A 19,873-nucleotide genomic window follows, 5' to 3' on the forward strand; every position below is an offset into this window, starting at 1 on the left:
ATTTTAATTAGTGATTGATGAAAACTCTTATAATAATACCCTCTAGATTATCCGCAACTAGGCTTCCAGGAAAACCATTATTAAAAATCAATGATATTTCAATTATTTCACATGTATTTAATAGGGCAAAAGAAGCAAATATTGGAGAGGTAATTGTTGCTGCAGAGGACCAAGAGATTGTCGATGATGTAAAAAATAATGGAGGAAATGCGATTTTAACAAGCAATAAACATAAAACTGGTACAGACCGAATATATGAAGCTTATCAAAAACTTAACTTAGATAATGTTGATTTTATAATGAATCTTCAGGGTGATGAACCAGCAATAAATATTCAGGATATTGTAAATCTGAACCAAATGATGATAAATCATAAAGCAAAAATAGGAACTCTGGCTGCTAAAGTTGAAGATAAATTAGATTTAACAAACGAAAATATAGTTAAAGTTATTACTGAAAATAATTTAGAAGATGACCCGTTTTCTAAAGCAAAAATATTTTTAAGGAAATCTGAAGATACCTCAAATATTTATCACCATATTGGAATTTACTGTTATTCATCACAAATTCTTAAAAACTTTGTTGAATTACCACAATCAAAAAATGAAATTGAAAATAAATTAGAACAACTTCGAGCTCTAGACAATAATATCAAAATAAATGTTGCTCTAGCAAGCAAAGCCCCTATAGGAGTTGATACAGAGGAAGATTATCTAGCCTTGAAAAAAATTATGGAATATAAGTCCTGATGGGTAAAATATATTTTCAAGGAACATTTGGAGCTTATTCTCATTTAGCAGCATTATCAATCGACCCTGATGCTGAAATTTTACCTTGTAAAACTTTTGATGATTGTTTTAATAAAGCTTCAGAAGAATCTGATTGTAGAATAATAATTCCAGAGTCTAATAGAATTACAGGAAATATAGGAATTGAATATTTGATCTTTAAACACAGGTTGAATATTTACCAAGAGCACTTTCAAAAAATTGAACATAATTTATTAGGCCAACAGGGAGCTAAACTGTCTGATATAAAAGAAGTTTATTCTCATGCACAGGGTTTGTCGCAATGTTCAAATTTCATAAAAGAAAATAATATTGCTGAACATATTAGAGCCGACACAGCTGGGTCAGCTGAGATGATTTCTAAAACAAAAGACAAAAAACAAGCGGCAATAGCATCATCTCTAAGTGCTGAAATTTATAATCTTGATGTAATTAAAAAAAATATAGAAAACGAGAGTGGAAATTTAACTCGATTTCTTGTTATGGGAAAAAATATATCTCAACCTGAATTTGGAAATAAAAAATATATAACTTCATTTTTATTTAAACTAAAAAGTAAACCTGCAGCTCTTTATCAATCTCTTGGAGGATTTGCTATCAATGGAGTAAATCTTACTAAGCTTCAAAGTTATCCTGAAAAAAATTCTTTCGATTCTTATTTTTTCTTATGTGATTTAGATGGACATATTGAAGATCCAAAGGTTCAAAAATCTCTTGAGGAACTAGGCTTACATTGTGAGGATTTTCACGTCCTGGGTGTTTTTGAAGCCGATAGTTTGAGACAAAAAAAACAATAATCTTTTCTTGTAGATTAGAAATTTTAACTGCTATAATAGATTTGGAGGCTAGAGGTGGATGCTGCTTGAACCCGACCAGATCTTAACGGAAGCAGTCGTAGAGACAGTTATTCAGGTTCTAGTCTCCTTAAAAAATTTATGAATAACAATTCAAAAGTACTAGCTCTTAAATATAGACCTCAAATATTTGATGATCTTATTGGTCAAGAAGTTGTTGCTGAAACAATTATAAATTCAATAAAAGCTGACAAAGTACCTAATGCATATTTGTTTACTGGAATTAGAGGGATTGGAAAAACTACAACCGCAAGAATTGTAGCAAAAGCTCTTAATTGTAAAAATGGTATCGATGAATTATGTAAAGATAATTTCTGTGAGAATTGTGAGTCTATAATTAGTTCAAGCCATATTGATGTAATGGAAATAGATGCAGCCAGTCACACCGGAATTGATAACATACGTGAGCTTATAGAATTTTCAAGATATGCTCCAACATCAGCAAAATATAAAATTTTTATAATTGACGAAGTGCATATGTTGAGCAAACAAGCTTTTGCTGGTTTATTAAAAACATTAGAAGAGCCCCCCTCATACTTAAAATTTATATTTGCAACAACAGATATTAAAAAAATTCCTGTAACGATAGTATCCAGATGCCAAAGGTTTGATTTATCAAGAATCAAATCATCAGAATTATTAGAATTTATAAAAAAAATTAAAGATAAAGAAAACGGGAAAGTTACTGATGACGCTCTAAAATTAATTGTAAAAATATCTGAAGGCTCAGTAAGAGATGCATTATCTCTATTAGATAGAGCATTATTGAGTTTAGATAATGATAAAGAACTAGATTTAAATTCTGCTCAGAAGATTTTTGGTTATTTTGATAAATCACAATTAATTGATTTATTTGAATTAATATTGAGAGGAGAAGAAGAAAAGGTAATAAAAATTTACAGAAAAATATATGATCAAGGAGTTGAACCAAAAATATTTTTAAATGATTTTTTAGAGCTGTTATACTACTTTAAAAATATAAATTCTCTAACTTTAGAAAGCACAAATTTTTCTCTTAATGATGAAGAATTTAATAAAATAAAAAACATTTCTAATCAAATCCAACCAGAAGTATTAATTTTATTTTGGCAATTTTCTATCAAGTCGTTAGAAGAATTAGATATTGTATCAAATCAAAATTTATCAATTGAGATGTTTTTGATTAGATTAATGCACTTAAGTTCTGTAAAACAAACTAAAGAAATAGACACTAGACCTACAGAAGAAAATTCAACTAGCAAAATTGAAATAAAAACAGAGGCTAAAATTATTGATCAAATAAAAAATATTTCTCAAGAAGAAAAAAAGAATCCTGAAATACAAACTGAAGTTAAAGCAGAAATTAAAACTCAAATTAATTCTTTTGATGAATTAATTGCTACTTGCACAAGTAAAAGAGAATTAAAACTTAAATTTGAATTAGAGAAAAATGTCAATTTGGTCAAATTTGAAAAAAATAGGATTGAGATTTCATTTAATGACAGCCTAGATAAAGATTTTGTAAAAGATCTTTCCACAAAGCTTTTTGAATGGACAAAAGAAAGATGGATTATCACACTTAGTAAATCAAAAGGAGATCTTTCAATTAGAGAAAAGAAAGAAAATGAAAAAAAAATATTAATTGAAAAAGCTAAACAAACTGAAATTTATAAAAACTTTATGGAAAATTTTCCTGATGCAGAACTGGTAGATGTTAAATCGATAATTAAGGAGGATAAAAATAATGACTGATTTTAATAAAATATTAGACAAAGCAAAAGAACTTGAAGCAAAAATGAAAGAGAGTCAGCAAAAAATTAAAGAGATTAGAGTAGAGGGTATTTCTGGCTCAAATTCAGCAAAAATCGTCTTGGATGGAGAAGGTGAAATGCAATCAATTAAACTATCAGATGAAATAATGAAAGAAGACAAATCAATAATAGAAGATTTAATTGTAGCTGCACATAATAACGCCAAATCACAATTAAAGTCGAAAACATCAGAAGAGATATCAAAAGCTACAGGTGGATTTGGAATACCTGGTTTTAAGTGGCCACTATAGCAGATGCAAAATATTAACGAGATTGAGGAATTAATAAAATTAATTTCAAAGCTTCCAGGTTTAGGACCAAAATCTGCAAAAAGAATTGTTTTAAAACTTATTAATAACCGCGATGAATTAGTAAAACCAATGGCAAATACATTGGCTCAAGTTTATAAAAATGTAACTAGATGTAATTCTTGTGGTTCACTTAAATCAATTTCAACTGGATGTATAAATTGTGAAACTACAAGAAATAAATATTCAAAGATTTGTGTTGTGGAAGATATTGCTGACCAATGGTCGATTGAAAATTCAAATATTTATCAAGGGTATTTTCATATTCTGGGAGGCACCATTTCATCAGTAGGTCAAAGAAAAGAAGATTTACTTGTAAACGCGTTGGTTGAGAGAGTTAATCGAGATAAAATTGAAGAAGTTATATTGGCCACAAGTGCAACTGTTGAAGGTCAAACTACTGCTTATTACATTCAAGATAGTCTAAAAAATTCTAATGTAAAAATTACAAAACTTGCACAAGGGTTACCTGTTGGTGGTGAAATTGAAAGTTTAGACGACGGGACTTTATTTTCTGCTTTTAAAAATCGGTCTAACTTAGTTTCTGATTCAGATTAGACTTTTTAGTAAGTCTATTTAAATGCAGCAAAGGTTCAGTATAACCAGATGGTTGTTCTTTTCCTTTAAACACCAAATCACAAGCAGTTTGAAATGCAATTGAATTTTCAAAGTTATCACTCATTCTTACGTAATTAGAGTTATTTTTATTTTGATCATCTACAATTTTAGCCATGTCTTTAAGAATTTCTACAACTTGAATTTTTGTTGTAATTCCGTGATGTATCCAATTTGCAATATGTTGAGATGAAATTCTAAGTGTAGCTCTATCTTCCATCAAACCCACGTTATTTATATCTGGTACTTTGGAGCACCCAACTCCTTGGTCGATCCATCTGACCACATAACCTAATAAAGTTTGAGCTGAGTTAGAAATTTCTTTATTAATTTCATCCACAGACCAATTTGGTCTATCAGCAGTAGGTATTGTTAAAAGATCATCAAGCTTTGCTTCTTCTCTATTTTTAATTTTTTGTTGTTCATCAAAAATATTTATTTCATGATAATGTAGCGAATGCAAAGCCGCAGCAGTTGGAGATGGAACCCATGCACAATTTGCACCTGCTTTTAAATGTCCAGTTTTTTGCTCCATCATATCTTTCATTTTATCAGGCATTGCCCACATTCCTTTTCCAATTTGAGCTTTTCCAGAAAATCCACATTTTAAACCAATATCAACATTGTTATTTTCATAGGCTGTAATCCATTTTGAAGTTTTCATGTCACCTTTTTTAATCATCGGACCAGCTTCCATAGAGGTGTGCATTTCATCACCAGTTCTGTCTAGAAAACCTGTATTTATAAAGAAAACTCTATTTTTTAACGATCTAATGCACTCTTTTAAATTAGCTGAAGTTCTTCTTTCTTCATCCATTATTCCAATCTTGCAGGTGTATTTTGGCAAACCTAAAACTTCTTCAACTTTTGAGAAAAGCAAATCAGTAAATGTAGTTTCATCTGGTCCATGCATTTTTGGTTTCACAATATAAATAGAACCAGTTCTTGAATTGGTTTTTTTCTTAATATCATGAAGGGCAGCGGCTGTAGTAATGAATGCATCCATTATTCCTTCTGGAACTTCACTACCATCTTTTAAAATTATTGATGGATTAGTCATTAAGTGACCAACATTTCTAACTAGCAGTAAACTTCTTCCATGAAGCTTTAAACCTTTTCCATCTTTTGAAATATAGCTTCTATTAGGATTAAGTTTTCTTTCAAATAATTTTCCTTCTTTTTCAAACTTTGATTTTAGATCACCTTTCATTAGACCTAGCCAATTTCTGTAACAAACAATTTTATCTTCTGCATCTACAGCAGCTACACTATCTTCGTTATCGCATATAGTTGACACCGCAGATTCTAAAATTATGTCACTAATCCCAGCATGATCTTGTTGAGCCGCAAAAGCTCTTGAATCTTTTAAAATTTCTATATGTAAATTGTTATTTTTTAAAATTATAGCAGACGGGTTGTCAGCTTCACCCCTATGACCAATAAACTTATTCTCATCTACCAAATCATATATATCAGCACCTTTTAAAGCTTTAAATTTTCCATACTTAACCGCAAAACTTGTAATTTTTTGCCAACTCAATCCTGCTAATGGAAAATATTTATCTAAAAAATCTCTTCCATATTTTATTACCATCTCACCTCTCAACGGGTCGTATCTTTCAGATACGCTATCTTCTGATTGTTCAATTACATCTGTTCCATACAGACTATCGTATAAGCTCATCCATCTAGCATTAGCTGCATTTAATGCGTATCTCGCATTCATGACTGGTACAACAAGTTGAGGCCCAGCAATACTTGTTATTTCCTCATCAACATTTTGGGTTGATATTTCAAAATCGTCACCTTCTTCTTTCAAATAACCAATTTCTGTTAGAAATTTTTTATAATCTGACAAATTAAATTCATTTCCCTTATTTTTTATATGCCAATTGTCTATTTGTTTTTGTAAGTCTTCTCTAAATTTTATTAATTCTTTATTTTTAGGTGCTAATTCATTGACTGTTTTCTCGAACCCTGACCAAAAATTATCAACAGATAGATCTGTTTCTTTTAATAGCTCGTCGCTAATAAATTGAGAAAGTTTTTCAGATACTTTTAAAGTATTTATATTTATATATTTTTCTTGCATATCACCTAAATTACCCCATCTGTATTTTTGCCTGAGAGTTTTGCTCCTTCGGCGGAATTAATTCTCTTTCCAGAGTGTTATGCAACTATCGGTCCTTTTTACCTGAGAGTTTCCGGGGTGGTTGCTCCTTCGGTGCTAAATCTATTAGTCTCTCCCGATAGCAAAATATGTATCTTCTTCTAGAAAAGAGTCAATTAATAACAATTACACTTTAAATTAAATATCATTTTATTGCCTTTTTTATGAATTAACCATCCGCTATAACCTTATTATGAAAAATTATCTTAATTTTGAAACTGAGATTAAAGATTTAGAGACAGAATTGGAAAAATTAAAAGATCCCTACAATCAAGAGGGATTATCAGAAGTGGATACCCAAAAAATTTCAAAAACACAAGTTGAGTTAGATCAAAAATTAAATGATATATATTCAAACCTAGATCCGTGGCAAACCACCATGGTTGCAAGACATGAAGACAGACCAAAGTCTAAATTTTTCATAGATAATTTATTCGAAGATTTTATTTCTCTATCTGGAGATCGTTATTATGGTGAAGATAAATCTGTACTTACTGGTTTTGCAAAATTTAATGGTCAGTCAGTTTTAGTTATCGGTCAAGAAAAGGGTGAAGATTTGGATAGCAGAATTCAAAGAAATTTTGGGATGATGCGACCTGAGGGTTATAGAAAAACTATTCGTTTAATGAATTTAGCAAATAAATTTAAAATTCCAATTATCTCTTTTATAGACACGCCAGGCGCTTATCCTGGTGTTGGTGCAGAGGAAAGAGGTCAAGCTGAGGCAATAGCAAAATCAATTGAATGTTGCATGGAACTAAAGGTTCCAACTATTGCAATAATTATAGGTGAAGGTGGATCAGGTGGTGCGATTGCATTAGCATCGTCTAACAAAGTTATCATGCTAGAAAATGCTATTTATTCAGTTATATCTCCTGAAGGCTGTGCAACTATATTATGGAGAGATCCAAAAAAAATGCTTGATGCAGCAAAAGCAATGAAGCTTTCCGCAAAAGATTTATTAAAATTAAAAGTTATTGATGAAATAATCCCAGAACCTTTAGGTGGTGCTCACAGGGATAGAGACCTGATGCTTGATAACGTTAGAAAATCTATTTCTACAAATTTAGATCAATACAAAGAAATGACGTCAGAAGATATAATGAATGAAAGAAAAAATAAATTTTTAAAAATTGGAAGAAATGATGGTTTTATGAGCAATGTAGAAGATTTAAGTAATTTGACCATTAAGAAAAATAGTTTTGATAACATTTTCAAATCAAAAAAATTATTATTTGGTATTGGTGTAGGTTTATTATTTTTAGCTTCTTTATTTTTTCTTTTTTAAGAATTACAAAGCTCCATGGCAATGTTTAAACTTCTTGCCTGATCCACAGAAGCAAGGTTCATTTCTTCCCATTTTTTTGGCTTGTGGTTTTGGATTTACTCTTTCCTCATTGGAAGATCTTTCTTCTGTTATAACTTTTAAATTCATTAAAATTGTAACGTAGTCTAATTTTAGTTTTTCTAATAAATTTGAAAATAAATCAAAAGCTTCTTTTTTATATTCAACTAAAGGATCTCTTTGACCGTAAGATCTTAATCCAATCACTTGTCTAAGTTGTTCTAAATATTGTATATGTGATTTCCAATTCAAATCTATTGTTTGCAAAAATATTCTTTTTTCAATTTCTTTTGCATGTTGCTCGTTTAGAACTTTAATTCTTTCATTACGTGTCTCATTAAATTTTGAGGATATTTGCTCTTTCAGTTCATTATCTTTTGCAGAAATCAAACTTTCAAGTTCAGTATCATTAAAACTTTTCCCAACAATTTGCCTAACTTTATTGTTAAATTCATTACTTTTTGGATTAGATAGGTTTTGAATTTTTAATTTTATCAAATCTTCTGATATTTCTTTTAAAAATTCGTCGGAATAATCAAAAATATTTTCACTATTCATTGCATTTTTTCTTTGAGAAAACACAACATGTCTTTGGTCATTTAAAACATTGTCAAATTTGATAAGTGTTTTTCTGATATCAAAATTTCTGGCTTCAACTTTCTGCTGAGCTCTTTCTAATGCTTTGTTGATCCAAGGGTGATCAATACTTTCACCATCTTTTAAACCAAGTTTTTCAAGCATATTATTCATAGATTCTGAGCCAAAAATTCTCATCAAATCATCTTCTAAACTTACATAAAATACAGAACTACCCTCATCTCCTTGTCGTCCAGCTCTTCCTCTTGCCTGATTGTCCACTCTTCTAGACTCCATTCTTTCTGTACCAATTACAAATAAACCACCTAGAGATTTAATTTTTTCTTTATCTATTTTTAACTGATCATCAGGAATTGATCCTTTTTTTCCACCAAGCTGGATGTCAACACCTCTACCAGAAATACTGGTTGTAATTATCAAAGATTTTTCTTTTCCTGCATTTGCAATAATTTCAGCTTCATTTTCATGGTTCTTTGCATTTAAAACTACGTGTTTAATATTTTTTTCATTTAATAATTTAGAATAAACTTCAGACTTGTTGATACTAGATGTGAAAACTAAAATTGGTTGACCAATTTCATGTTTTTCAATGATCTTATTAATTATTGCATCATTTTTTTCTTTTTCAGTTCTAAAGATTAAATCATTATAGTCCTTTCGGATCATTTCTTTATTTGTTGGGATTACAACTACTGAAAGATTATATATCTCAAAAAATTCCTCAGACTCTGTTACTGCAGTACCGGTACAACCTGATATTTTATTGTATAGTTTAAAATAATTTTGATAGGTAATAGATGCTAAAGTTTGATTTTCAGCTTGTATCTGAATTTTTTCTTTAGCTTCAAGAGCCTGATGAAGTCCATCTCCAAATCTTCTTCCCTCTAAAATTCTACCAGTCAACTCGTCTATGATTTTAAGAATTCCATCTTTTACTATGTAATCTTTTCCTTTTTCAAATAAATGGTTTGCACGAAGTGCTTGATTTACGTGGTGAACTAAATGAAGGTTTTCTGGGTCATAAAAATTATCATTTTTTAGGATACCTGAATTAGAAAAAAGTTTTTCAACATTATTAATACCCTCGTTTGTTAAAAGTATACTTTTTTCTTTCTCATCTATTTCAAAATCTTTATTATTTAAAATTTTAACAAGTTTATCTATTGCTAGATATTGAGCAGTTTTATCTTCCGCAGCTCCAGAAATTATAAGTGGAGTTCTTGCTTCATCAATTAAACAGGAATCTATTTCATCTACAATTGAAAATGCATGAGATCTTTGAACCATCTCTTTTTGAGAAAACTTCATGTTGTCTCTTAGATAATCAAATCCTAATTCACTGTTGGTTGCATAAGTAATGTCACAATTGTAGTTTTTCTTTCTTTCCAGATCATCTTGGTCATTATTTATAAATCCAGAAGTAAGACCTAGAAAATTATATATTATACCCATTTCCATCGAGTCTCTTTTTGCTAAATAATCGTTAACTGTTACTATATGAACTCCATTTTCAGAAAGCGCATTTAAATAAGCCGCTAAGGCAATAGTTAGTGTTTTTCCCTCACCCGTTCTCATTTCAGCAATTTTACCTTCGTGGAGAACTACTCCCCCGATAAGTTGAACATCAAAATGTCTTTCTTGTCTTGTTCTTTTTGCAGCTTCCCTTACTAATGCAAATGCTTCAGGTAGAATCTCGTCTAAACTTTTTCCATTTTTTAATTGATTTTTAAATTCAACTGTTTTTTTTGGAAAGTCTGTATCGTTTAATTTTATGAATTGTTCCTCGTATGAATTTATTTTTTCTACTATTTTTCCAATTCTATCTAGTTCTTTTTGATTACTAGATTTGATAAATTTTGTAATTAGGTTAAGTGGGTTAAACATGACTATTTGATTTATTCTTTAAATATATTGTTTAATATATGTATTAAACAATTATTTTAAATATCATGGGTATTAATTTAACAAATTTTTTAAACTCGAAATCAAAAAATACCAGAATGATGGATTTCCAGGACCTTGATCATATAGATGGCTTATCTATTTCAGCTCTAAGTGCAGATTTATACAAAACTAAAAGAGATGATTTAGTAATGTTTTACTTTAGAGATGGTGCAAATCATGCCTCTGTCTATACACAGTCAAAAATTATCTCAGAAAATATTAAATGGAATATAAATCAAAAATCAAAAAAAATTTATTCTCTTATTGTAAATACTAGAAATGCAAATGCTTTCACGGGCGAACAAGGTTACGAAAGTCTTGCAAAAATTGCTGATTTAACTTCTGAGCAATTATCAAAAAAACAAGTTGAAGATGAAGATTATCCAAAAAAAATTACTTCAAAGGAAATTATTTTTGGATGCACAGGTACAATAGGTGAAACCTTTCCACGTGAAAAGATAATAGATCAAATTCCAAACTTGATTAAAAAAATTAACTATACACAAAACAAATTTCTTTGGATGAAAGCAGCTTTAGGAATAATGACCACTGATACAAAACCAAAACTTGCGATGGAACAATGTAAAATTGGAGATAAAGAGGTAAAAATTTATGGTGTAGCCAAAGGTTCAGGTATGATATTTCCAAATATGGGAACCACCTTGGCATACATATTTACTGATGCCAACTTATCGAATGATATTTTAAGTAAATTATTAAAAAAAAATATTACAAATACTTTTAACGCTATCTCATGTGATGGTGATACAAGCACAAATGATATGGTTAGTATTTTTGCAACAAATAAAGCAAACAATTCAAATATTAAAAGTATTAATGACATAAAACTAAAAAAATTCGACAGAGCATTAAACAATGTTTTGTTAAATTTAGCCAAAAGAGTAGTTTCTGATGGAGAAGGAGCATCAAAATTTGTCACTATAAATATTAATAAAAGCAAAAGTGAACAAGATGCAAAGACAATTGCTTTCTCAATAGCAAATTCAGCTTTGGTAAAAACAGCTATTGCAGGTGAAGATCCAAACTGGGGACGAATAGTGATGGCAATAGGAAAAGCAGGACCAAAAATAAATTTAAATAAATTAGGTTTGAAATTTGGAAACTATCAAATAATTCAGGATGGAAAATTATATAAGAACTACGATGAAAAATTAGTAGCGGAATATATGAAAGGTGAAAATATAGATGTCACTGTAGATTTGTTTACTGGTAACAAAAGCTTTACTGCTTTTACTATGGACTATACAAAAAATTATATTGAGATTAATGCTGATTATAGAAGTTGAACATATTGAAATATAAATTTTGATAACTAATTCTATACTATGATTAAATACAAACTTTTGTGTAACGACTGTGAATTAAAGTTTGATAGTTGGTTCTCTTCTTCATCAGAATATGAAAAATTAAAAAAGAAAAAACTTTTAATCTGTCACAACTGTAACTCTGAAAAAGTTGAAAAAACATTAATGGCTCCTCAGCTAATAAGTAGAAAAGCTAAAAATGAAGAAAAATTTGATACTAAGAGGTATAAAAAAATTAAAAAAACAATTAAAAATTATCAAAAGTTTATAAAAGATAATTTTAAATACGTTGGGGATAATTTTGCATATGAAGCTAGATCAATTCATTACAATAGTAATAAACCTACAAAAGGGATATATGGCAAAGCCTCTCAGAAAGACGTTAAAGAGCTCAAAGAAGAGGGCATAGATACACAATTAATGCCTTGGATTGATGAAAAAGAAAATTAGTTTTTCTTAAATTCTGCAATATAATTTACTGATAGATCTTTTGAAACATTCCATTCATCCTTCAGAATGTTAAAGTTCATTCCATCTATTTTTTTGAGATTAAGATTGTTTTTGATTAGTATACTTTTTAACTCCTCAGGCTTAACAAACTTTTCCCATTCATGGGTGCCAATAGGAAGCCATCTTAAAACATATTCTGCACCGACAATTGCAAATATATAAGATTTTAATGTTTTATTTATGGTTGCAACAAACATTAATCCATTTTTTTTTAAAAGGTTTGCACATGATTTTAAAAAAAAATCAACATCCTCAACATGTTCAACAATCTCCATGTTCAAAATTACATCAAATTTTTTTGTAGTTTTTAGTTTTTCGGGCGATGAACATATATAGTTTATTTTAAGATTATTTTTTTTTGCATGTAAGTTTGCTATGGCAATATTTTTATTTGAAGCATCGATTGCTGTAACATTAGCGCCTAATCTACACATGGGTTCAGATAACAATCCACCTCCACATCCAATATCAAGGACATTTATTCCAGAAAGAGGATATTTTTTATTTTTAAGTTGAAATTCCTTAATTATATTTTCTTTAATATATTTTATTCTTATAGGATTAAATTTATGAAGAGGTTTAAATTTTCCTTCTGGATCCCACCATTCGGCCGCCATATTTGAAAATTTTTCTATTTCTTTTTTATTAATACTGTTCATAATATATAATTAATTGACATAACAATTAAGATGTACTTTATCAATTTATAATTAAATTATATTAATTCAACTGATCATGAAAACTGTTGTACTAAAATTTGGCGGAACTTCTGTTGGTAGTATCGATAGGATAAAAAAAGTATGCAAAATTATAGCTGCTTATAAAAAGAAAAAAAATAGAGTTTTAGTGATTTCGTCAGCAATGAGTGGAGTTACCAATGAGCTTGTAAAAAAATCCAAGCAAATTAGTAATAATTTTAGTAGATCTGAATATGATGCACTTGTCTCAACTGGAGAACAGGTTTCATGTGCTTTAATTGCAGGAAGACTTACTCATGATGGTTTTAAATCTAGGTCATGGGTTTCTTGGCAATTACCAATAATTACTGATGGACCTTATTCTGGAGCAAGAATAAATAAAATAGTTACAAAAGAATTAAATAATTATGTGAAACAAGGTGGGATCCCTATTATCACAGGTTTTCAAGGAATTAATAATGAAAATAGAATTACCACGATAGGAAGAAGTGGTTCTGATGCCACTGCAATAATGTTAGCAAAATTTATTAAAGCTGATGAATGTGTTATTTATACAGATGTTGATGGTGTTTATACAACTGATCCAAGACAACATAACAAAGCAAAGAAAATTAAAAAAATATTTTATGATGAAATGCTAGAAATGGCATCTTTAGGATCAAAAGTGATGCAACCAACATCGGTTCAAGATGCAAAGTTAAATAACATTGATATTAAAGTTAAGTCTTCATTTGTTAATAAACCAGGTACATTAATAACAGGTTCTAAAAAAGCGTTTAGTGATCAAATAATTACTGGGATATCTTCAACTAAAAATGATGCAAAGATCACAATTGTGGGAGTTAAAGATAGACCTGGTGTTGCTGCTTCAGTTTTTAGACCACTATCAAGAAATTTAATTAACGTTGATATGGTTGTACAAAATATTTCTCAAAATGGAAAAGATACTGACTTAACTTTTACAATTAAATCTGATGATTTGAAAAAAACCGAGAAATTAATTAAGCAAAATAAATCGATATCTTATAAAAAACTTTCTTTTGATAAAAATCTTTCCAAAGTTTCTATAATTGGAGTTGGGATGATTACTACACCTGGAATTACTTACAGGATGTTTCAAGCTTTAGCTTCAAAAAAAATAAATATTTTAGTTATATCAACATCTGAAATTAAAATTTCAGTATTAGTTTCATCAAAAAATGTAAAAAAAGCAATAGCCGCTCTTCATAAAGAATTTAAACTAGATTAAACTTATGAATGTAAGACCATTTAGAAATATAAATCGAAAAAAAACTAAAGTAATTAAAGTTGGTAGTGTTAAAGTTGGTGGAGACAATCCAATATCAGTTCAATCAATGACTAATACTTTGACCACAGATATTTCAGCTACCATAAAACAAATAAATAAAATTCATGAAGAGGGTGCTGATCTGGTAAGAGTTTCCTGCCCAGATGAAGACTCTTCAAAAGCCTTAAAAGAAATTACAAAAAATGTTCAAATACCTGTAATTGCAGACATTCATTTTCATTATAAAAGGGCTATAGAAGCTGCAGAAAATGGAGCGAAGTGTTTAAGAATAAATCCTGGAAATATTGGCGATAAAAATAAAATCTATGAGGTTTTAAGTGCAGCAAAAAGTAATGATTGTTCAATTCGAATAGGAGTTAATGCAGGTTCTCTAGAAAAAGATATTCTAGAAAAGTATAAAGAGCCATGCCCTGAGGCATTAGTAGAGAGTGCAAAAAGAAACATTAAAATATTAGAGGATCAAGATTTTTTTAATTTCAAGTTAAGCGTAAAGTCATCTGATGTATTTTTGTCGATTGCAGCTTACAGACAGCTTTCGAATGCTACTGATTATCCTCTTCATCTTGGAATAACTGAGGCAGGAAGTTTCGTATCAGGAAGTGTTAAGTCTTCAATAGGACTAGGTTCATTGCTCTTAGACGGAATAGGTGACACCTTAAGAGTTTCTTTGTCAGATGATCCTGTGAAAGAGGTTAAGATTGGGAATGAAATCCTTAAATCTTTAGGATTACGAAATAGAGGAGTTAAAATAATTTCTTGCCCATCTTGTGCAAGGCAAGCATTTCAAGTGATTGATACAGTTAAAATTTTAGAGGAAAAATTATCTCACATAAAAACCCCAATTACCCTATCTATAATTGGCTGTGTTGTAAATGGACCCGGTGAGGCTGCTTTAACTGATATTGGTATAACCGGAGGTGGAAAAGGTAATAATATGCTTTATTTATCTGGGGTACAAAGTGAAAAAGTTTTAACTAATGACATAGTTGATAAAGTCGTAACAGAGGTTGAAAAAAAAGCCTCTGAATTAGAAAATTAACAATGATACCAACAAAGACTATTGAAGAATTAATCACAAAACATTCTACACTAGAAAAAGATCTATCATCAGGTAGTTTAGATAATAAAGTATTTGCTGAAAAGTCAAAAGAATATTCGGATGTTAATGAAATAATTTTAAATGCTAAAAAATATTTATCGTTCGAAAATGAAAAACAAGAATTAGAGAAAATATTAGAGGACAACTCATCAGATAAAGAATTAAAAAATATGGCTGAGTTAGAGCTTGTTGATTTGAAATCTCAACATGAGATCAACGAAAAAAAATTAAAATTATTTCTACTACCAAAAGATGAAGCAGATAAAAAAAATGCAATTATAGAAATAAGAGCTGGAACTGGTGGACTAGAGGCAAGTTTATTTGCTTCAGACCTTTTCAAAATGTATGAAAAAGTAAGTCATAAAAAAAAGTGGTCATTAGAACTTATTTCTATTTCAAGAAGTGATGCTGGGGGTTTAAAAGAGGTAATTGCATCTATTAAAGGTACAAATATATATTCAACATTAAAATATGAGAGTGGTGTACATAGAGTTCAAAGAGTACCAGATACTGAAACACAAGGAAGAGTACATACATCTGCGGCCACTGTTGCTGTATTACCTGAAGCTGAGGAAGTTGATTTAAAAATAAATGACTCTGACTTAAGAATTGACGTTTTTCGAGCAGGTGGTCCAGGCGGACAATCAGTTAACACAACAGATAGCGCTGTTAGAATAACTCATATACCCACTGGTTTATCAGTTTCTCAACAAGATGAAAAATCACAGCACAAAAATAAAGCAAAAGGAATGAAAATTTTAAGAGCAAGATTATATGAACTTGAAAGATCAAGAATTGACCAAGAAAGATCACAAGATAGAAAAACTAAAATTGGTACTGGAGATAGATCAGAAAGAATTAGAACTTATAATTTTCCACAGGGTAGAGTTACAGATCACAGAATAAATTTAACTTTGCACAAATTAGAGGAATTTCTTGAAGGCGAAGCCTTTGATGAAATGATAGAGTCACTTACACTACAAGCGCAAGAAGAAAGTTTAAGTAATTTAAAATAAATGAATATTCAATCAGCAATAACTCAAGGTGCTCAAATTTTGAAAGATAAATTTTGTTTAAATCCTTATTTGGATTCAGAAATTTTAATGTCAAAAGCAATTAATAAAGATAAAAAATACTTAATACTTAATTCTCAGGAAAAAATAGAAGAAATAAATTTAAATTTTTTTCAAAAACTAATTAATGGAAGATCAAAAGGTAAGCCTGTTTCGTATTTAACTAATAAAAAGTTATTTTGGAATTCAGAATTTTTTGTAACAGAAGATACTTTAATACCTCGTCCTGATACTGAGCTAATTGTTGAAAATATTTTAAATTTAACAAAAAATAAAAGTAAACTTAGTATTTTAGATATTGGCATAGGATCTGGATGTATACTTTTGTCTATATTAAAAGAGAGAAAAGATTTTTATGGAACAGGAGTAGATATAAGCAAAAATTGTTTAAAAATAGCCATTATGAATGCAACTAGTTTAAAAGTTCATACTAGACTTAAATTATTTAAATCTAATGTTGACAAATTTAATTTAGGCAAATATGATTTAATTGTTTCTAATCCTCCTTATATTAAAAAACATATTATAAAATATTTGGATAAAGGAGTTGCTAGGTTTGAACCAAAAATAGCACTAGATGGTGGATTAGATGGTTTATCAGAAATCAGAAAAGTTATTAAAAAATCATCTGAACTGATTAAAAAAAATGGTAAATTTATTTTAGAGATTGGTTTTGACCAAAAAAATAAAGTAATTAAATTATTAAATAAAGAGGGTTTTTATATAAATAGTGCTCTAAAAGATCTTGCTTATAATGATAGATGCATAATCAGCACAAAAATATAATTATTTAAATCATGGTAACATTTAGGAATAACAGCAATAACAACAATAGAAGAAATAATTTTAGAAGAAATGATAGAAATTTTAAATCTAATAGTGACAGGCAGAAATTTAGTTCGAATTTTTCTAATGGCGATAATTTCAAAAGAAAGTCTCCAGGAAGAAACAATCATAATGCACCAAAATTGATCGAAAAATACAATGATTTAGCAAGAGAAGCTTTATCAAATGGTGACAAAATTCTTTCTGAAAATTACCTTCAGCACGCTGATCATTTTACGAGAATACTAAATGAAAGAGAGAGCTTCAAAAAAGAAAGAAATTTAGAGGAGAAATCTGATGAAAGTGGAAAAGAAACAAATAAGCCATCAGAAAATGTTGATGTTTCTGAAAAAAATTTAAAAGACAATTCTAAATTAGATATTCAAGCTGAAACACCAGCAGAGCCTAATTAATTTAAACCTATAATTTTTTCTGATTTAAGAACATCCAGTTTAATTTTATTTGTTTCAAATAGTTTTCTTTCTTTACCCTTCAAAATTTTACCTGAAGGAAGTTTTAATTTTTGAGAATTAACTTTTTTTCCATTTACAATTACTTCGTAATGCAAATGAGGTCCTGTAGACTTACCAGTAGAACCAACGTAACCTATTGTTTGACCTTGTTTTACTCTTACTCCTGCTTTAATACCACGAGCAAACTTTGACATGTGAGCATATACCGTTTGATAAGTTGAGTTATGTCTTATTTTTACACAGTTTCCTCCTCCACCACACCATCCAGCTTTTTTTACAACACCGTCACCAGATGCCATTATAGGTGTTCCTGTTGGTGCAGCAAAATCGGTACCTTTATGCATTTTATTGTATCCATCTATAGGATGTTTTCTCATACCAAAAGGAGATGAAAGTCTTGCTCCATTAATTGGAGTTTTCATTAAAGCTTTATTAACACTCTTACCATTTTTATCATAATGTCCTTCATTTCCTTCTTTATCAAAATAATAAAGACTATTATCTTGACCACTTAATTTTAAATTAGCAAAAAGTATTTCTCCTGTTTCAATAATTTTATTTTTATTGTTAAGGAAAACTTCATACATAATTTGGAATTTATCTTTTTTTCTTACATCTCTTTGAAAATCCACTTGAAACCCATATATCCTAGCGAATTCAATTATAATATTTGCAGGTATTTTTTCATCTGTTGCAGCTTTATATAGACTTTGTAAAATTAAGTTTTCTTTGTATACAATTTCTTTATTCAATTTAATTGATATAATTTTATCATCAAAAGTATTGCTAGAATTATCTCTTACTAAAAATATTTTTTGTTTGTTTGTTATTTGAAAAGTAAATTCATCAATTTGATTATTGGTTTTATCTAAGCTGAACTCAATAATTTGTTTAGTATTCAATTTATTAAGGTTAACTTTTTTTTTTAAAGCATTTTTTATTTCTAATATTTCTTTTTTTGATATTTGATAATTTTCTAAAATTTTATCAAATGTTTCACCAGATTTTATTTTATGTTTTACTTTTTTGTATTTTGGCTCAAGATTTTCAACTATATGAATAAGTGTTTTTTTAAAGTAAACGTTATCAATAAAATTATTATAGACTTTTGAACTAACTTTTTTTGTTGAATTAAAATAACTCGTTGAGATAGCAGTAAAAAGAATCAATAAAACTAAGCCAAAAATTTCAAAGTTTTTTTTAATCTTATTTATTAGGGTTTTTAACATTTTATACTAAAGCAAACACAATTATTAGTTTAGCTATCGATAAAAATCAAAAAAAAGCCCTTAAAATGTGATGTTTTTATTTTAAAATTTATTCTTAAATGCTTGATTTCCATTATTTTTAGCCTATAAGCACTGAACTTTCTCAATAAAATTATTGTTAATACAATAAATTAGTGAGGATTATTGAGCCTTTTTTGCTCAATTAGCTATTTTAAAAGTTAAAATTTAAGAAGAGAAGTGTGGACGGTTAAGGTTACCAAAAATTTGTCGTACACACTTCAATCACATATAAATTTTATTCTTAGAATTTATATGGAAGCTAGTGTGCGCCGTTTTTAAACTTGAGAGTTTGATCATGGCTCAGAACGTACGCTGGCGGCACGCCTAACACATGCAAGTCGAACGAAGTAGCAATACTTAGTGGCAGACGGGTGAGTAACATGTAGGTATCTACCCTTTGGCCTGGAATAACACGAGGAAACTTGTGCTAATACCGGATAAGTCTTTACGGAGAAAGCTTTATGCACCATTGGATGAGCCTGCACTTGATTAGTTTGTTGGTGGGGTAATGGCCTACCAAGACTGTGATCAATAGCTGATTTGAGAGGATGATCAGCCACATTGGGACTGAGACACGGCCCAAACTCCTACGGGAGGCAGCAGTGGGGAATCTTGCACAATGGAGGAAACTCTGATGCAGCGATGCCGCGTGAGTGAAGAAGGCCTTTGGGTTGTAAAGCTCTTTCGTCGGGGAAGAAAATGACTGTACCCGAATAAGAAGGTCCGGCTAACTTCGTGCCAGCAGCCGCGGTAATACGAAGGGACCTAGCGTAGTTCGGAATTACTGGGCTTAAAGAGTTCGTAGGTGGTTGAAAAAGTTAGTGGTGAAATCCCAGAGCTTAACTCTGGAACTGCCATTAA

At 29.6% G+C, this 19,873-nt stretch carries 17 protein-coding genes, 1 rRNA gene and 1 riboswitch (1 of these 19 running past the window's edge); of the genes, 14 read left to right on the forward strand and 4 right to left on the reverse strand.

From position 1 onward, the window contains the following. Positions 1 to 17 precede the first annotated feature (17 nt). From kdsB to recR, 5 genes are all read left to right on the forward strand, one after another. Positions 18 to 749: a 3-deoxy-manno-octulosonate cytidylyltransferase gene (gene kdsB, locus ACTTA8_RS07875; RefSeq protein WP_440655353.1), complete on the forward strand. Its 732-nt coding sequence runs from the start codon at positions 18 to 20 to the stop codon at positions 747 to 749. Continuing rightward, positions 749 to 1,585: a prephenate dehydratase domain-containing protein gene (locus tag ACTTA8_RS07880; RefSeq protein ID WP_440655354.1), complete on the forward strand. Its 837-nt coding sequence runs from the start codon at positions 749 to 751 to the stop codon at positions 1,583 to 1,585. The genes kdsB and ACTTA8_RS07880 overlap by 1 nt, the downstream gene beginning before the upstream one ends. A 138-nt stretch (positions 1,586 to 1,723) precedes the next feature. Continuing rightward, positions 1,724 to 3,373 (forward strand): DNA polymerase III subunit gamma/tau, encoded by a 1,650-nt coding sequence (gene dnaX / locus ACTTA8_RS07885; RefSeq protein WP_440655356.1) that lies wholly within the window; start codon positions 1,724 to 1,726, stop codon positions 3,371 to 3,373. After that, on the forward strand, positions 3,366 to 3,683 hold the full coding sequence (locus ACTTA8_RS07890) for a YbaB/EbfC family nucleoid-associated protein (RefSeq protein ID WP_440653501.1): 318 nt from the start codon (positions 3,366 to 3,368) through the stop codon (positions 3,681 to 3,683). The genes dnaX and ACTTA8_RS07890 overlap by 8 nt, the downstream gene beginning before the upstream one ends. A 3-nt stretch (positions 3,684 to 3,686) precedes the next feature. Next, positions 3,687 to 4,298: a recombination mediator RecR gene (recR, locus tag ACTTA8_RS07895; RefSeq protein ID WP_440655358.1), complete on the forward strand. Its 612-nt coding sequence runs from the start codon at positions 3,687 to 3,689 to the stop codon at positions 4,296 to 4,298. Here the strand turns inward: recR and ACTTA8_RS07900 are convergent. After that, positions 4,273 to 6,447: a malate synthase G gene (locus ACTTA8_RS07900; RefSeq protein WP_440655360.1), complete on the reverse strand. Its 2,175-nt coding sequence runs from the start codon at positions 6,445 to 6,447 to the stop codon at positions 4,273 to 4,275. The two genes, recR and ACTTA8_RS07900, sit on opposite strands and share 26 nt — an antisense overlap. A gap of 79 nt (positions 6,448 to 6,526) precedes the next feature. Next, a riboswitch (glycine riboswitch) is annotated at positions 6,527 to 6,614 on the reverse strand. A 104-nt stretch (positions 6,615 to 6,718) separates the two neighbouring features. Between ACTTA8_RS07900 and ACTTA8_RS07905 the strand changes: the two genes are divergently transcribed. Beyond that, complete coding sequence (locus ACTTA8_RS07905) at positions 6,719 to 7,813, forward strand: acetyl-CoA carboxylase carboxyltransferase subunit alpha (protein WP_440655362.1); 1,095 nt, start codon at positions 6,719 to 6,721, stop codon at positions 7,811 to 7,813. 3 nt (positions 7,814 to 7,816) lie between these two features. Here ACTTA8_RS07905 and secA read toward each other — a convergent pair whose 3' ends face one another. Next, positions 7,817 to 10,351, reverse strand: coding sequence for a preprotein translocase subunit SecA (gene secA, locus ACTTA8_RS07910; protein WP_440655364.1), 2,535 nt, complete (start codon positions 10,349 to 10,351; stop codon positions 7,817 to 7,819). Positions 10,352 to 10,416: 65 nt separating this feature from the next. Between secA and argJ the strand changes: the two genes are divergently transcribed. Beyond that, a complete protein-coding gene (gene argJ, locus ACTTA8_RS07915) occupies positions 10,417 to 11,718 on the forward strand; it encodes a bifunctional glutamate N-acetyltransferase/amino-acid acetyltransferase ArgJ (protein WP_440655366.1) in 1,302 nt (433 codons plus the stop codon). Between the two features lie 39 nt (positions 11,719 to 11,757). Beyond that, positions 11,758 to 12,186: a DUF1178 family protein gene (locus tag ACTTA8_RS07920; RefSeq protein WP_440655368.1), complete on the forward strand. Its 429-nt coding sequence runs from the start codon at positions 11,758 to 11,760 to the stop codon at positions 12,184 to 12,186. Here the strand turns inward: ACTTA8_RS07920 and ubiG are convergent. Beyond that, complete coding sequence (gene ubiG / locus ACTTA8_RS07925) at positions 12,183 to 12,905, reverse strand: bifunctional 2-polyprenyl-6-hydroxyphenol methylase/3-demethylubiquinol 3-O-methyltransferase UbiG (RefSeq protein WP_440655370.1); 723 nt, start codon at positions 12,903 to 12,905, stop codon at positions 12,183 to 12,185. The two genes, ACTTA8_RS07920 and ubiG, sit on opposite strands and share 4 nt — an antisense overlap. A 76-nt stretch (positions 12,906 to 12,981) precedes the next feature. Here ubiG and ACTTA8_RS07930 point away from each other — a divergent pair, with 76 nt between their 5' ends. From ACTTA8_RS07930 to ACTTA8_RS07950, 5 genes are read left to right on the forward strand one after another with little or no spacing between them, the layout of a single operon-like run. Continuing rightward, entirely contained in the window at positions 12,982 to 14,193 is a 1,212-nt protein-coding gene (locus ACTTA8_RS07930; protein WP_440655372.1) for an aspartate kinase, read from the forward strand. Between the two features lie 4 nt (positions 14,194 to 14,197). After that, positions 14,198 to 15,292, forward strand: coding sequence for a flavodoxin-dependent (E)-4-hydroxy-3-methylbut-2-enyl-diphosphate synthase (gene ispG, locus ACTTA8_RS07935; RefSeq protein WP_440655374.1), 1,095 nt, complete (start codon positions 14,198 to 14,200; stop codon positions 15,290 to 15,292). A gap of 2 nt (positions 15,293 to 15,294) precedes the next feature. Beyond that, the gene (gene prfA, locus ACTTA8_RS07940; RefSeq protein WP_440647153.1) at positions 15,295 to 16,368 is read left to right on the forward strand and encodes a peptide chain release factor 1; all 1,074 of its coding nucleotides are present in this window, start codon (positions 15,295 to 15,297) and stop codon (positions 16,366 to 16,368) included. Beyond that, complete coding sequence (gene prmC, locus ACTTA8_RS07945; protein ID WP_440655376.1) at positions 16,369 to 17,211, forward strand: peptide chain release factor N(5)-glutamine methyltransferase; 843 nt, start codon at positions 16,369 to 16,371, stop codon at positions 17,209 to 17,211. A gap of 11 nt (positions 17,212 to 17,222) precedes the next feature. Continuing rightward, positions 17,223 to 17,663, forward strand: coding sequence for a DUF4167 domain-containing protein (locus tag ACTTA8_RS07950; protein ID WP_440655378.1), 441 nt, complete (start codon positions 17,223 to 17,225; stop codon positions 17,661 to 17,663). On the opposite strand, the gene ACTTA8_RS07955 is transcribed toward ACTTA8_RS07950, so the two are convergent. Then, entirely contained in the window at positions 17,660 to 18,952 is a 1,293-nt protein-coding gene (locus ACTTA8_RS07955) for a peptidoglycan DD-metalloendopeptidase family protein (RefSeq protein WP_440655380.1), read from the reverse strand. The two genes, ACTTA8_RS07950 and ACTTA8_RS07955, sit on opposite strands and share 4 nt — an antisense overlap. 337 nt (positions 18,953 to 19,289) lie before the next feature. Between ACTTA8_RS07955 and ACTTA8_RS07960 the strand changes: the two genes are divergently transcribed. Continuing rightward, positions 19,290 to 19,873: ribosomal RNA gene (locus ACTTA8_RS07960) — 16S ribosomal RNA — on the forward strand; it runs 891 nt beyond the window's last position.

Origin of the sequence: Candidatus Pelagibacter sp. HIMB1506 (assembly GCF_052047935.1) — a bacterium.
In the GTDB taxonomy this organism is placed as follows: domain Bacteria; phylum Pseudomonadota; class Alphaproteobacteria; order Pelagibacterales; family Pelagibacteraceae; genus Pelagibacter.

What these genes read in the sequence shown, in the direction of transcription:
- ACTTA8_RS07920 (WP_440655368.1), top strand. Translation starts at nt 11,758, where the DNA reads ATGATTAAATACAAACTTTTGTGTAACGACTGTGAATTAAAGTTTGAT.
- recR (WP_440655358.1), top strand. Translation starts at nt 3,687, where the DNA reads ATGCAAAATATTAACGAGATTGAGGAATTAATAAAATTAATTTCAAAG.
- argJ (WP_440655366.1), top strand. Translation starts at nt 10,417, where the DNA reads ATGGGTATTAATTTAACAAATTTTTTAAACTCGAAATCAAAAAATACC.
- ACTTA8_RS07930 (WP_440655372.1), top strand. Translation starts at nt 12,982, where the DNA reads ATGAAAACTGTTGTACTAAAATTTGGCGGAACTTCTGTTGGTAGTATC.
- ACTTA8_RS07905 (WP_440655362.1), top strand. Translation starts at nt 6,719, where the DNA reads ATGAAAAATTATCTTAATTTTGAAACTGAGATTAAAGATTTAGAGACA.
- secA (WP_440655364.1), bottom strand. Translation starts at nt 10,351, where the DNA reads ATGTTTAACCCACTTAACCTAATTACAAAATTTATCAAATCTAGTAAT.
- ACTTA8_RS07880 (WP_440655354.1), top strand. Translation starts at nt 749, where the DNA reads ATGGGTAAAATATATTTTCAAGGAACATTTGGAGCTTATTCTCATTTA.
- prfA (WP_440647153.1), top strand. Translation starts at nt 15,295, where the DNA reads ATGATACCAACAAAGACTATTGAAGAATTAATCACAAAACATTCTACA.
- ACTTA8_RS07890 (WP_440653501.1), top strand. Translation starts at nt 3,366, where the DNA reads ATGACTGATTTTAATAAAATATTAGACAAAGCAAAAGAACTTGAAGCA.
- kdsB (WP_440655353.1), top strand. Translation starts at nt 18, where the DNA reads ATGAAAACTCTTATAATAATACCCTCTAGATTATCCGCAACTAGGCTT.
- ubiG (WP_440655370.1), bottom strand. Translation starts at nt 12,905, where the DNA reads ATGAACAGTATTAATAAAAAAGAAATAGAAAAATTTTCAAATATGGCG.
- prmC (WP_440655376.1), top strand. Translation starts at nt 16,369, where the DNA reads ATGAATATTCAATCAGCAATAACTCAAGGTGCTCAAATTTTGAAAGAT.
- dnaX (WP_440655356.1), top strand. Translation starts at nt 1,724, where the DNA reads ATGAATAACAATTCAAAAGTACTAGCTCTTAAATATAGACCTCAAATA.
- ACTTA8_RS07955 (WP_440655380.1), bottom strand. Translation starts at nt 18,952, where the DNA reads ATGTTAAAAACCCTAATAAATAAGATTAAAAAAAACTTTGAAATTTTT.
- ACTTA8_RS07900 (WP_440655360.1), bottom strand. Translation starts at nt 6,447, where the DNA reads ATGCAAGAAAAATATATAAATATAAATACTTTAAAAGTATCTGAAAAA.
- ACTTA8_RS07950 (WP_440655378.1), top strand. Translation starts at nt 17,223, where the DNA reads ATGGTAACATTTAGGAATAACAGCAATAACAACAATAGAAGAAATAAT.
- ispG (WP_440655374.1), top strand. Translation starts at nt 14,198, where the DNA reads ATGAATGTAAGACCATTTAGAAATATAAATCGAAAAAAAACTAAAGTA.